Raw genomic sequence first — 11,957 nt, 5'->3', positions numbered from 1 at the left:
GATGCTCGTCATAGCCGGTGCGCCGATCGGACCAGCACGGCAAGATCGTCGCGTGACAAACGACCGTCGAACCGCCGTTGTGACCGGAGCGAGCGCGGGAATCGGGGAAGCGACCGCCCGCAAGCTCGCCGCCGAGGGATTCCACGTTGTGCTGGCAGCCCGTCGACTCGACCGCCTCCAGGGTATCGCGGATGACGTCCAGGGGACCGCTGTCGAGCTGGACGTGACCGACGCCGACTCCGTCGCCGCCTTCCTGGAGCGCGTGCCCGAGGTCGACGTGCTGGTCAACAACGCGGGCGGCGCCCGCGGGATGGCGCCCGTCGCCGAGTACGACGAGGACGACTACCGCTGGATGTGGGAGACGAACGTCCTCGGCACGCTCCGGGTGACCAAGGGGCTGCTGCCGAAGCTGATCGCCTCGGGCGACGGCCACGTGGTGACCGTGACGTCCATCGCGGCCTTCGAGGTCTACGACAACGGCTCCGGCTACACCTCCGCCAAGCACGCGCAGGCCGCCCTGCACCGCAGCCTGCGCGGCGAGCTGCTCGGGCAGCCCGTCCGGTTCACCGAGATCCTGCCGGGCATGGTCGAGACCGACTTCTCGCTGCTGCGCTTCGGCGGCGACGCCGAGCGGGCCGCGGGCGTGTACAAGGGCATGACGCCGCTGACCGCCGACGACGTGGCCGACGTGATCTCGTTCGCGGTCACCAGGCCCTCGCACGTGAACCTGGACCAGATCGTCCTCCGCCCCCGCGACCAGGCCTCGGCCACCAGGGTCAGCCGTACCTGAATCTGATTGTCGCTCCTCCGGAGACTCCGGCGAGGCCGCCTGGACGCGGCCTCGCGGTTAGGTTTCGACGAGCAGGTCAACGTCCAGTTGTTCCAGTACGGGTTCGATCGGGTTCGCGAACCCGATCGAGCCGGAGGGGTTGCCCGCGCAGTACAGGCCGACGACGCGGTTGGCGTCGTCGAGCAGGACGGCGCCGGAGTCGCCGTGGTCGCCGAACCGGCCACCCGGCCCGGCCTGCAGCCGGACCTGGTTGTGCAGGGTGCGGACGCCGAGGTCGTTGCCGAAGTCGAGCACGACCGAGGCGTCGGTGGACGCCACCGCGGCCTCGGTGACCCCGGTGGTGCGGCCGCGCTTGCGCACCGCGGACCCGACCACGGCCCGCGCGTGGCCCCGCACCGGCCCGAGGCCGACCACCTCCGCGCGGCAGTCCAGGTGCGTGGTCAGCAGCAGCACGGCGCCGTCGACGGAACCGGACAGGGCGGCGCGCGCCAGGGTGCCGATCCGGTCCTCCAGCGGGTGGCCGCCGTCGACCACGGACGGGTGGGCCATCGGGTCCCCGACGCACCAGGCGTCGTCCACGCAGGCCACGTGGAACGAGGTCAGCGCCATCAGCCTCGGCAGGGCCGCGCGGGGCGTGACGAGGGCGCCCAGGGTGCCGACCACGGGGTAGTCGCCGGGCACGGCCACGTCCGGCGGCACCAGCCGGACCGACCGGCACGGGCCGAAGCCGATGCCGCCGACCAGGCACGAGTGCCGCTCGGCGCCGTGCACGCCGCCGGACCAGGCCAGGGCGCGGTGCGGCTGGAACGACTCCTGCACCACGTCGGTGGGCACGCCGCCGTACTGCACCGGGATGGCGTAGCGCTGGCTGTGCCTCTTCACCTCGACGTAGACCACGATCGCGGCCCGACCCGTCGGCCGTCCGCCGGTGACCTTCTCGCCGATGTCGACGCCGATCACGCCGGGTCGGGCGAAGAGCTCGTCCTCCACCCGTCGTTTGATCGGTCTGATCGCCGCACGTGCGTGCTCGTCCAGGTAGGCCATGTCGACCTCCGCGAAGTCCTCACCTCAATGAAACACGCATGGTGAGGATCTGGTCACGCAAAGTCACCCGTTCGGCCGTTTCAGAACCGGCAGCCCACCAGCACCGGCTCCGGGTGCAGCTCCACGCCGAACGCCGCGCGCACGCCGTCGCGCACCTCGCGGGCGAGCTCCAGCAGGTCCTCCGTGGTCGCGCCGCCGCGGTTGGTGAGGGCGAGCGTGTGCTTGGTGGACAGCCCCACCCGGCCGCCCGGACCGAGGTGGCCCTTGCCGAACCCGGCGCGCTCGATCAGCCACGCGGCCGACAGCTTCGAGTAGCCCGACCCCGCCGGGTAGACCGGCACGTCCACGTCGACGCCCATCCGCTCCGCGACCCTGATCAGCACCCCGGCCAGCGTCGGGTCGTCCACCAGCGGGTTGGTGAAGAACGAGCCCGCGCTCCACGTGTCGTGGTCGGCGGCGTCCAGCACCATGCCCTTGCCGCGGCGCAGCTCCAGGACGGCCTTGCGGGCGGTGTCGACCGGCACCCTGGCGCCCTGCTCCACCCCGAGCATCCGGGCCAGCTCCGCGTACTTGATCGGCGCGGACAGGCCGCCCGCGGTGAGCGCGAACCGGGCGCGCAGCACGACCGCGTGGTCGGTGCCCTTCAGCACGCTGGTCCGGTAGGCGAGGCCGAGCGAGTCGGCGTGCCGCTGGTGCACCCGGCCGCTCGCGCGGTCCATCAGGTCGACCGAGGTCAGCACCTGGGAGATCTCGACGCCGTACGCGCCGACGTTCTGCACCGGGGTGGCGCCGACCAGACCCGGGATTCCGGACAGGCACTCCAGCCCGCCGAGGCCCTGCGCGACGGCCTCCGCGACGACCGAGTCCCAGTCCTCGCCCGCCTCGACGGTGAACTGCACGAGCCCGTCGCCCAGCGGGTCGGCCCGGCGGCCGGTGGTGGCCACCTGGACCACCGTCCCGGCGAAGCCGGAGTCCGCGACGACCAGGTTCGACCCGCCGCCCAGCAGCAGCAGCGGCTCGCCGTTCGCGTCGACGACCCGCACCGCCTCGACGAGCTCGGCGGCCGTGGTGGCGCGCAGGAGGGTAGTGGCCGGGCCACCGAGCCGTAGCGTGGTGCGCTCGGCGAGCGGCACAGAGGCGCGCGCCTGGGCACTGGACAGCGGGGTGGTCACAACCGTCAACGGTAACCTCCGCGCCATGGCACGCCGCATCGAGCACCTGACCACGTCCACGTGGCCCGTGCAGGACGTCTACCGAGCGCTGGTCGACGAAACGTATCTGAGGGACCGGCTGGCCGTCCTGGGCGGCAACGACGCGCAGCTGGTGTCGTTCACCCAGGCCGACAGCAGGACGTCCTACCAGCTCAAGCAGGGGGTGTCCGCCGAGCACCTGCCTTCGGTCGCCAAGGGCCTGCTGGGCGGCGACCTGGTGATCCACCGGGTCGAGACGTGGACCGAGGCGGGCACGACCGGCACCGTCGAGGTCACGCTCAACGGCGTCCCCGGCAGGCTGGACGGCACCACCGTGCTGTCCGGGCACCAGGGCGGCAGCCGGATGGTGCTCACCGGCCAGGTGAAGGTCGGCATCCCGCTGATGGGCGGCAAGCTGGAGGCGTTGATCGCCGAACAGGTCGCCAAGCTGCTCGACAAGGAGAACGAGTTCACCACCGAATGGCTCGCGAACCGCGGCTAGCCGCAGGCCGGGCCCGCGCGCTCGGCCTGCCCACCAGGGGTACCACCAACCCGAACCGGCTGCGGCGGGTCGACCGCTGGGCGGTCGGCACGCCGCTGGTCGTCGACGCCCTGCGCGCCGCGGCCGACCCGCTGGTCGTCGACCTCGGCTACGGCGCCACCCCGGTCACCACCGTCGAGATGGCCGCCCGGCTGCGGGCGGTCCGCGCCGACGTGCGCGTGCTCGGCCTGGAGCTGGACGCCGACCGGGTCGCCGCCGGGAAGGCCGCCGCCGACCCGCCGCGGCTCGAGTTCCGGCGCGGCGGGTTCGAGCTGGCGGGCGCCCGCCCGGTGCTGCTGCGCGCGTTCAACGTCCTGCGCCAGTACACCGAGGAGCAGGCGCTGGAGGCGTGGACGACGATGCTCGGCCGGTTGGCCCCCGGTGGCGTGCTGGTCGAGGGCACCTGCGACGAGATCGGCCGCCGGTGCTCGTGGGTCGCGCTGTCGGCCGACGGGCCGCTCACATTCACCCTGGCCTGCCTGCCAGCCGACCTGGAGAGCCCCGGCGACCTCGCCGAGCGGCTGCCCAAGGCGCTGATCCACCGCAACGTCGACGGCGAGCGCGTGCACGCCCTGCTCGGCGAGCTGGACGCGTGCTGGGCGACCGCCGCGCCGTACGCCCCGTTCGGTCCGCGCGCCCGCTGGGTGGAGGCCGTCCGGCTGCTCGCCGCGCGGGGCTGGCCGGTGCTCGACACCCGCAGGCGGTGGCGACTGGGGGAATTGACGGTGCCGTGGACGTCCGTGAGCCCCTAGGCTGATCGAGATGATGGACCACTCGGACTACATCGACCAGATCGAGCTCCAGGCACGCGCGCTGCGCGCGGCGGCCGTCGACGCCGGACCGGAGGCGAAGGTCGGCACGTGTCCTGAATGGACGGTCCACGACCTGGTGCGGCACATCGCCCGCGTGCACGCGTGGGCGCTCGCCGGGGTGCGCGCCGGTGCCACCACCCAGGCCCCGCCGCGGGTCGCCGTCCCGGAGGACTGGGACGAACTGTTGCCGTGGTGGGACGACAAGGTCGCCGAGCTGGCGGAGCAGCTGCGGACCACCGCGCCGGACTCGCCGACCTGGATGCTCGGCGGCGGGCCTGGAACGGTCGCGCAGTGGGCCCGCAGGCAGGCGCACGAGACCGCCATCCACCGGCTGGACGCCGAGCACGCCAGGTCGGCGACCGTGCCGTCGCTGCTGTTCGGGACGGACCTCGCGGCCGACGGCGTCGACGAGTTCCTCACCCTGTTCCTGCCGCTCGCCAGCCGCCGCAAGCCCGTGGAGCACACCGGGCGGGTGCTGCTGCACGCCGCCGACGCGGGTCGGGCCTGGGAGGTCCGGCTGACGCCGGGCGAGGTGCCCGAGGTCGGGCCGGTCACCGACTCCGGCACCGACGAGGACGGCGTCGTGGCGGGGACGGCCGACGCCGTGTTCCGCGCGGTGTGGGGCAGGCCGAGCGGCGCGATCGTGTCCGGCAACTCCGCACTCCTGGACGCGCTGCCCAAGGTGTGATCCTGGATACTCACCACCCGTGCCCAAGCCTGAACGCCGCTACGTCATCACCTTCGGCTGCCCCGACCGGACGGGCATCGTCGCCCGGATCGCCTCGTTCCTCGCCGACAACGGCGGCTGGATCGTCGAGGCGGCCTACCACACCGATCCGGCGACGGGCTGGTTCTTCACGCGCCAGGAGGTGCGGGCGGACTCCCTGCCGTTCGGCGTGTCCGAGCTGCGCGCGCGGTTCACCGAGATCGCCGCGGAGTTCGGCGGCCACTCCAGCTGGCGGGTCACCGACACCGGCGAGCGCAAGCGCGTGGTCATCCTGGTGTCCAAGGAGGGGCACTGCCTCTACGACCTGCTCGGCCGGGTGGCGGCGGGCGAGCTGGACGCGGACGTGTCCGCGGTGATCGGCAACCACGCCGACCTCGCGGGCATCACCAGGGCGCACGGGATCCCGTTCCACCACGTGCCCTTCCCCGCCGACGACCCCGGCGGCAAGCAGGCCGCGTTCGCCGAGGTGCGGCAGCTCGTGGACACCAACGAGCCGCACGCCGTGGTGCTGGCCAGGTTCATGCAGATCCTGCCGCCGGAGGTGTGCGCGGACTGGGCGGGCAAGGCCGTCAACATCCACCACAGCTTCCTGCCGTCGTTCGTCGGCGCGCGCCCGTACCACCAGGCGCACCGCCGCGGCGTGAAGCTGGTCGGCGCCACCTGCCACTACGTGACGGCGGACCTGGACGCGGGGCCGATCATCGAGCAGGACGTGATCAGGGTCGACCACGGCGACTCGGTGGCGGACATGGTCCGAAAAGGACGGGACGTGGAGAAGGCCGTGCTGGCACGGGGTCTGCGGTGGCACCTGGAGGACCGGGTGCTGGTGCACGGGAACCAGACCGTCATCTTCTAGCTCCGGAAGGGCGGCCCACCAGGGGTTCCGCTGTCGTCGGGAGAACGCTGAACCGGTGGGCGCCGGGCCACGTGTACAAGGCGCACACCGAAGTCCACGCGCCGCCCACACCTCCCGGAGAACCCCATGCCGCGCAAGCACGCCTGGCCCCTAGCCGTCCTCCTCGCGGTCGGCGCCATCGCGTTGTCGGCCTGCGGGACGACAGCGGGGACGGCGCAGCCCGCGTCCCAGCCGGCCCCGAGCAGCAGCGACTCCGGCGCGCGGGGCCCGGCGCCGCAGTCCGGCACGGCCCGCACCAACAAGGCCGACGAGAAGGCGGGCGACACGGCCGCGGCGGACGCCTCCGCGGACACCAAGGAGAAGTGGGTGTCGCTGCGGGCGGGCACCGCGGGCGACCTGGACCCGGTGGTGATCAACGGCGCCGGGCTGACGCTGTACCGGTTCGACAAGGACTCCGCGAACCCGCCCAAGGCCACCTGCAACGGCGACTGCGCGGTCACCTGGCCGCCGGTCACCGTCGCGCCGGGCGGGAAGATCTTCTTCGCGGGCGTCAAGAAGGACGACATCGGCACGGTCAAGCGCGACGACGGCAAGCTCCAGGTGACGATCAAGGGTTGGCCGGTCTACCGCTACACCAAGGACACCAAGCCCGGCGACACCCTGGGCCAGGGCGTCGGCGGCACCTGGTTCGGCGTCACCCCCACCGGGGAGAAGGCGGGCTCCGGGAAGCCCGCGCCGCAGCCCGCCTCGGGCGCGGGCGCGCAGCCCTCGACCTCGGTGACCCTGTACACCGGCAAGAACTTCGACGACTTCACCGGCGCCAACTTCGCCACCGTCGTCGCCAACGCGGGCTGCAACGACCTGCGCGGCGCGTTCTTCGCCCTGACCACGGCGGGCTCCACCAAGATCTGGTCCGAGCCCGGCTGCAAGGGCAAGTCCGCGGTCGTGGCGGAGGACGTCTCCGACGTGACCCCGCTGGGCTTCCCCAACGGCGTCAAGTCCGTCTTCCTCGGCTGAGGCTGATCCCCCGATGAGGTTCCTGCTGGTCGCGGTGGTCTCCGCCGCGCTGCTGGCCGGGTGCGCGCAGAGCGTGCCCGGCAAGCCCTCGGACTCGCCGAAGGCCGATCCGCTCAAGGTGGCCGGCCTTGAGATCACCACCGGCGACAGCGGCCCGAAGCCGGGTGCGCCCGCCTCCGGCCGCACGGCCGCCAACTCCGACGGCGGTGCGGTCGACCAGCTGGCCACCAGCGCCGTCGCCGACGTCGAGGCCTACTGGGAGGAGCAGTTCCCGGTCGCGTTCGACGCGGAGTTCACGCCGGTGCGGCGGCTGGTGTCCTACGACTCGCGCGGCGCGAACCTGCGGCTGTGCGGCACCGACACCAAGGGGCTGGTGAACGCGTTCTACTGCTCGGCCGACGACGTCGTGGCGTGGGACCGCGGGCAGCTGCTGCCCTCGTTCGACGCGATCTCCTCGGTCGCCGTGCTGGCGCACGAGATGGGCCACGCGGTGCAGTTCCGGCTGGGCGGCGGCGGGAACGCGCCGTCGATCGTCAAGGAGCAGCAGGCCGACTGCTACGCGGGCAACTACTTCCGCTGGGTCGCCGAGGGGAGGTCGACGCGGTTCCGGGTCTCCACCGGCACCGGTCTCAACCAGATCCTGGCCACCCTCTTCGCCATCCGGGACTCCGCGGGCGGCGAGTTCGACGCCAAGGGCGCGCACGGCACCGCGTTCGACCGGGTGACCGCGTTCCAGTTCGGCTTCGCCGAGGACCCGCGGCGGTGCGCGGCGATCGACCTGGCCGAGATCACCAGGCGCAGCACGCAGGAGGCTTTCGGCGCGGAGGACCGGGACATCGGGTTCGGGCAGGGCAACCTGCGGGTGGACGACGAGGCCGAGCTGCTGAACCTCAAGGCCACGCTGCGCGCTGCCTTCCCCGGCGTACAGGTCCGGTGGGACGGCGGGTGCGCGGACACGACCCCGGCGAGCTACTGCTCCGGCGGCGTCGTGGGGATCGACCTGGCGGGACTGGCGGAGCTCGGCACCATCGGCGACTTCGCCGCGTTCGGGTCGGTGGCCTCCCGCTACGCCGTGGCCGTGCAGGACTCGATGGGCCTGCCGGTGACCGGCGTGGTCGCGGGTCAGCGCACGGCGTGCCTGACCGGTCTGTGGGCGTCGACGATCGTGCGGTCGCGCGGCGCCGAGCTGGCGATCTCGCCCGGCGACCTGGACGAGGCCGTGGTGGAGCTGCTGTCCCGCGACAGCCTCATCGCGGGTGACGCCAAGGGCGTGACGATCCCGTCCGGCTTCGCGCGCGTCGAGGCGTTCCGCGACGGGTTCCTCACCGGCTCCGCCGACACCTGCACCACGCGCTACCGGTAGCGGACTTCGCCGTAGGGGCCTCTTGCGGCCCCCGCGGCGTCGTACCATTCCGCCCGTGCGAACCGAGATCAGCGACCTGGACCAGCTGCGCGCGACCGCCGACCTGCGCGGCGCCGTGCTCACCGGGCTGGACCTGACCACCGAGGACCTGCGCGGACCGCTGGACGGCGCGCTGTTCCTCGGCTGCCTGCTCTCCCCCGCGCTGGCCCGGCGGGCGCAGGCGGCGGGGGCGCTGATCTTCCCGGCCATCCCGGACGTGCCCTACGACGTGTACCGGTCGCGGCTCTACACGCCCGCCGAGCTGTTCGCGGGCTTCGACCCGGCGAACCCGGCGTCCTACGCCGACACCATGGACGCGCGGGTCTACAAGCACAGCAAGGGCGAGGGCCACCGCCCCGACCCGCTGCACGCGCTGGCCGAACGGCTGCACGACCACGCCATCACCGAGGCGCTCGACGAGGTGCTGACCGGCAAGCCCGTCGCCGTCATGGGCGGTCACGCACTGGCCCGCGACTCCGCCGGGTACCGCGCCGCCGTCGACCTCGGGGTCGCGCTCGGCAAGGCCGACCTGACCGTGCTGACCGGCGGCGGACCGGGCGCGATGGAGGCCGTGCCGCTGGGTGTCCGGCTGGCGGACGGCGGCGTGGACGAGGTGCTCGCGCAGATCGCCCGCGCGCCGAAGTTCGGCGGTGACGACGTGAGCATCGGCGAGTGGCTGGCCGCGTTCCCGACCGACCTGCCGACCGGTCCGGTGCCGCGCACGATCGGCATCCCCACCTGGTTCTACGGCCACGAGCCGCCCAACCCGGCGTGCGAGCTGCACGCCAAGTACTTCGCGAACTCCGTGCGCGAGGAGGGCCTGCTCACCGTCGCCACCGGCGGCATCGTCTACACGCCGGGCAAGGCGGGCACCGTGCAGGAGGTGTTCCAGGACTTCTGCCAGAACTACTACGGCAGCGTCGGCCCGGCCGCCCCCATGGTGTTCCTGGGCAAGGCCTTCTGGCTCGACGAGGTCCCCGCCGCACCGCTCGTGCAGCAGCTCGCCCGCGGCCGCGAGGCCGAGAAGTGGATCCTCGTCACCGACGACGTCGACGAGGCGCTGGAGCTGCTGCGGACCTACCAGGACCAGTGAGCCCGTACCGGATGCGGTGAACTCCCGCGGGTCGTCGGTGGGCCGGACCGGTCGGACGTGCTTGTCTGACCGCACCACCGCCGTTCCCCGACGACCCACCGCAGGTGACACCGTGACCGAGCTCGTGCTCCTCTCCAACCCGAGAGTCGCCGACCTGCCCGCGCACGAGTGCGGCGAACCGCTGGTCGACCTGCGCGAGTTCTCGGAGCTCGCGCTCGACGACCGGCAGGCCGACCCGGCCGGTGCCTACCTGCACCTGCGGGCCGGGGTGGTCGAACGGCTGCTCGTCGCGCAGGGCCTGCTGCCCGACGGGCTCCGGCTGCTGGTCGTCGAGGCCTACCGGCCGCTGTGGCTGCAGGAGCGCTACTTCGCCGAGTACGCCAACGCCCTGCGCGAGGCCAACCCCCACTGGACCGACACTTTCATCCACGTCCAGGCCAGCCGCTACATCTCCCCACCCGAGATCGCCCCGCACGTCAGCGGCGCCGCCGTCGACCTCACCCTGTGCACCGACTCGGGCGAGGAACTCGACATGGGCACCGAGGTCAACGCCAGCCCCGAGGAAAGCCACGACGCCTGCTACACCGATGCCGACGTACCAGCACACGCCGGGGAGAACCGCCGCACGCTCATCCGCGCGCTGAGCGCGGCAGGCCTGGTGAACTACCCGACGGAGTGGTGGCACTGGTCCTACGGCGACCGCTACTGGGCGATGGTGACCGGAGCCGACGCCGCGAAGTACGGGCCGCAGGACATGCGGTTCTGAAGCTGGCCCTTCCGGAATCCACTGACGGGGTCGAGCGCTTCCGGAATCCACTGACGGGGTCGAGTGCCGTTGTGGTGTGGCCGATTTGACTTGGGGCCCCTTTTTTGGGCTTCGTCGGGCGAAAAAGGGCAGGTGGTAGAGCCTGCCCGCCGACTCATTGTAAGCCCAAAAACCCCAAGTCAAATCGGCCACGGTTGCGTGCTTCCCCCTGCGTACCAGCGGGTTTCGTCAGTCGGCTGTTGCTTTTCAGTACTTAGGTTCGTGTGTTCGTGTGTTCCCTACTTCGGCTCCATGACGACGGGGCGGGCAAGGTCGGTGAGGACTTCGGCGCCGGGGAGCTTGGCGAGCACGTCGCCGGGGACCAGGATCTTGCTGTGCCGGACGCCGCTGCCGACCACGAGTTCTGGGGCGGCGGCGACCTCGGGGGACAGGAGCACGGGCCAGTCGGTGGGTAGGCCGATGGGGGTGATGCCGCCGTAGGCCATGCCGCTGAGCGACACCGCGTCGTCCATCGGCGCGAACGACGCGCGCCGGGCGTCCAGCCTGCGGCGGACGACGCCGTTCACGTCGGCGCGGGTGGTGGCGAGCACGACGCAGGCCGCGTAGCGGACGACGTCGCCGCGCTTGCCCGCCACGACGACGCAGTTGGCCGACGCGGTGAGCGGCGACCCGTAGAAGTCGCAGAACTCGGCGGTGTCGGCGAGCGTCGGGTCGATCTCGGCGACGGCGCAGCGGGCGGCGTCGGACGGGTCGAGCGAGCGCAGGGCGGCGACGACCGGGTCGGCCAGCAGGTCGGGCCGATCCAGGGCGGGTACGGGGTTCAGGGTTCCGGCGATGGTCCACACGTCCCCCATCCTGCCGGAACGGGCGCGGAAGTCGGCTTGACCTTGACGCTGCGTCAACATCTACCGTTGTCCGGGTCAGGGAGGAACACGGTCATGGCCTGGTCGATCGCCGAGGTCGCGCGGATGTCGAAGGTGACTTCGCGGACGTTGCGGCACTACGACGCCATCGGTCTGCTCGAGCCCGCCTGGGTCGGGGGCAACGGCTACCGGTACTACGAGCGCGAGCAGGTGCTCCGGTTGCAGCAGATCCTGCTGCTGCGGGAGCTGGGGCTCGGGCTGGACACCGTCGGGGAGGTCCTCGACGGGCGGCACCGGGCGGTCGACGTGCTGCGCAACCACGAGCGGTGGCTGCGGGCCGAGCAGGAACGGCTGGCGCTGCTGGCCACGACCGTGTCCAAGACGATCAAGGAACTGGAAGGAGGTGACGACGTGAGGATGGAAGAGCTGTTCGACGGCTTCGACGCCGACCGGCAGGCCCGGTACGAGGCGGAGCTCGTGGACCGCTTCGGCGACGGCGCCAAGGAGCACATCGCCGAGAGCAAGGCGAGGATGCGGGGCTGGACCAAGCCCGACGTGGACCGGTTCATGGCGGAGTGGAAGGAGATCGCCGAGGCGTACGCGGCGCTGTTCGACACGGGGGTGGCGGTCGACGCGCCCGAGGCGCTGGAGCTGACCGACCGCCACTACCGCTGGATCTGCCTGAGCTGGACGCCCAACCGGGAGTCCTACACCGGGCTGGGGCAGCTGTACGTGGACTCGCCCGAGTTCAAGGCGCAGTTCGACGCCCACGCCGAGGGGTTCGCGGAGTACGTGCGCGACGCCATGGCGGCCTACGCGCGAGCACGGCTGTAACCGATCACCGGGAGCTGCAGAT

The 11,957-nt window shown here is 72.3% G+C and carries 13 protein-coding genes; 10 read left to right on the top strand and 3 right to left on the bottom strand.

The genetic code is table 11. The annotated features are described in order from the left end of the window. The first annotated feature begins 1 nt into the window (after nt 1). Entirely contained in the window at nt 2-790 is a 789-nt protein-coding gene (locus tag CLV43_RS10740) for an SDR family NAD(P)-dependent oxidoreductase (protein ID WP_106187529.1), read from the top strand. Nucleotides 791-847: 57 nt separating this feature from the next. On the opposite strand, the gene CLV43_RS10735 is transcribed toward CLV43_RS10740, so the two are convergent. Both CLV43_RS10735 and CLV43_RS10730 read right to left on the bottom strand, forming a co-directional pair. Then, complete coding sequence (locus tag CLV43_RS10735; RefSeq protein ID WP_245886277.1) at nt 848-1,834, bottom strand: S1 family peptidase; 987 nt, start codon at nt 1,832-1,834, stop codon at nt 848-850. Nucleotides 1,835-1,914: 80 nt separating this feature from the next. Continuing rightward, nucleotides 1,915-3,045, bottom strand: a complete 1,131-nt coding sequence (locus tag CLV43_RS10730; RefSeq protein ID WP_106186967.1) for a UDP-N-acetylmuramate dehydrogenase — start codon at nt 3,043-3,045, stop codon at nt 1,915-1,917. Between CLV43_RS10730 and CLV43_RS10725 the strand changes: the two genes are divergently transcribed. The 8 genes from CLV43_RS10725 (at nt 3,032) to CLV43_RS10690 (ending at nt 10,238) form a co-directional block, all read left to right on the top strand. Continuing rightward, the gene (locus tag CLV43_RS10725; RefSeq protein WP_170155799.1) at nt 3,032-3,526 is read left to right on the top strand and encodes a DUF2505 domain-containing protein; all 495 of its coding nucleotides are present in this window, start codon (nt 3,032-3,034) and stop codon (nt 3,524-3,526) included. The two genes, CLV43_RS10730 and CLV43_RS10725, sit on opposite strands and share 14 nt — an antisense overlap. Continuing rightward, a complete protein-coding gene (locus tag CLV43_RS10720) occupies nt 3,505-4,317 on the top strand; it encodes a class I SAM-dependent methyltransferase (RefSeq protein ID WP_106186965.1) in 813 nt (270 codons plus the stop codon). Before CLV43_RS10725 ends, CLV43_RS10720 begins: the two co-directional genes overlap by 22 nt. A gap of 10 nt (nt 4,318-4,327) precedes the next feature. Continuing rightward, complete coding sequence (locus tag CLV43_RS10715) at nt 4,328-5,065, top strand: maleylpyruvate isomerase family mycothiol-dependent enzyme (RefSeq protein WP_245886273.1); 738 nt, start codon at nt 4,328-4,330, stop codon at nt 5,063-5,065. Nucleotides 5,066-5,084: 19 nt separating this feature from the next. Next, on the top strand, nt 5,085-5,960 hold the full coding sequence (purU, locus tag CLV43_RS10710; RefSeq protein WP_106186964.1) for a formyltetrahydrofolate deformylase: 876 nt from the start codon (nt 5,085-5,087) through the stop codon (nt 5,958-5,960). A gap of 126 nt (nt 5,961-6,086) precedes the next feature. Then, the gene (locus CLV43_RS10705; protein WP_106186963.1) at nt 6,087-6,977 is read left to right on the top strand and encodes a hypothetical protein; all 891 of its coding nucleotides are present in this window, start codon (nt 6,087-6,089) and stop codon (nt 6,975-6,977) included. Between the two features lie 13 nt (nt 6,978-6,990). Next, a complete protein-coding gene (locus CLV43_RS10700; protein WP_106186962.1) occupies nt 6,991-8,340 on the top strand; it encodes a neutral zinc metallopeptidase in 1,350 nt (449 codons plus the stop codon). 55 nt (nt 8,341-8,395) lie between these two features. Continuing rightward, nucleotides 8,396-9,472, top strand: a complete 1,077-nt coding sequence (locus CLV43_RS10695) for an SLOG cluster 4 domain-containing protein (protein WP_106186961.1) — start codon at nt 8,396-8,398, stop codon at nt 9,470-9,472. A gap of 112 nt (nt 9,473-9,584) precedes the next feature. Further along, on the top strand, nt 9,585-10,238 hold the full coding sequence (locus tag CLV43_RS10690) for a M15 family metallopeptidase (RefSeq protein ID WP_106186960.1): 654 nt from the start codon (nt 9,585-9,587) through the stop codon (nt 10,236-10,238). 278 nt (nt 10,239-10,516) lie between these two features. Here CLV43_RS10690 and CLV43_RS10685 read toward each other — a convergent pair whose 3' ends face one another. Continuing rightward, nucleotides 10,517-11,092 carry a YbaK/EbsC family protein gene (locus CLV43_RS10685; protein WP_106186959.1) on the bottom strand — a complete coding sequence of 192 codons (576 nt, stop codon included), beginning with the start codon at nt 11,090-11,092 and terminating at the stop codon, nt 10,517-10,519. Between the two features lie 84 nt (nt 11,093-11,176). On the opposite strand from CLV43_RS10685, the gene CLV43_RS10680 reads away from it, so the two are divergent. Next, complete coding sequence (locus CLV43_RS10680; RefSeq protein WP_106186958.1) at nt 11,177-11,935, top strand: MerR family transcriptional regulator; 759 nt, start codon at nt 11,177-11,179, stop codon at nt 11,933-11,935. Nucleotides 11,936-11,957: the final 22 nt, after the last annotated feature.

Source organism: Umezawaea tangerina (assembly GCF_003002815.1).
In the GTDB taxonomy this organism is placed as follows: domain Bacteria; phylum Actinomycetota; class Actinomycetes; order Mycobacteriales; family Pseudonocardiaceae; genus Umezawaea; species Umezawaea tangerina.
This window is presented reverse-complemented; position numbering and strand designations above follow the sequence as displayed.

What these genes read in the sequence shown, in the direction of transcription:
- CLV43_RS10740 (WP_106187529.1), top strand. Translation starts at nt 2, where the DNA reads ATGCTCGTCATAGCCGGTGCGCCGATCGGACCAGCACGGCAAGATCGT.
- CLV43_RS10735 (WP_245886277.1), bottom strand. Translation starts at nt 1,834, where the DNA reads ATGGCCTACCTGGACGAGCACGCACGTGCGGCGATCAGACCGATCAAA.
- CLV43_RS10725 (WP_170155799.1), top strand. Translation starts at nt 3,032, where the DNA reads ATGGCACGCCGCATCGAGCACCTGACCACGTCCACGTGGCCCGTGCAG.
- CLV43_RS10730 (WP_106186967.1), bottom strand. Translation starts at nt 3,045, where the DNA reads ATGCGGCGTGCCATGGCGCGGAGGTTACCGTTGACGGTTGTGACCACC.
- CLV43_RS10720 (WP_106186965.1), top strand. Translation starts at nt 3,505, where the DNA reads ATGGCTCGCGAACCGCGGCTAGCCGCAGGCCGGGCCCGCGCGCTCGGC.
- CLV43_RS10715 (WP_245886273.1), top strand. Translation starts at nt 4,328, where the DNA reads ATGATGGACCACTCGGACTACATCGACCAGATCGAGCTCCAGGCACGC.
- CLV43_RS10705 (WP_106186963.1), top strand. Translation starts at nt 6,087, where the DNA reads ATGCCGCGCAAGCACGCCTGGCCCCTAGCCGTCCTCCTCGCGGTCGGC.
- CLV43_RS10700 (WP_106186962.1), top strand. Translation starts at nt 6,991, where the DNA reads ATGAGGTTCCTGCTGGTCGCGGTGGTCTCCGCCGCGCTGCTGGCCGGG.
- CLV43_RS10685 (WP_106186959.1), bottom strand. Translation starts at nt 11,092, where the DNA reads ATGGGGGACGTGTGGACCATCGCCGGAACCCTGAACCCCGTACCCGCC.
- CLV43_RS10680 (WP_106186958.1), top strand. Translation starts at nt 11,177, where the DNA reads ATGGCCTGGTCGATCGCCGAGGTCGCGCGGATGTCGAAGGTGACTTCG.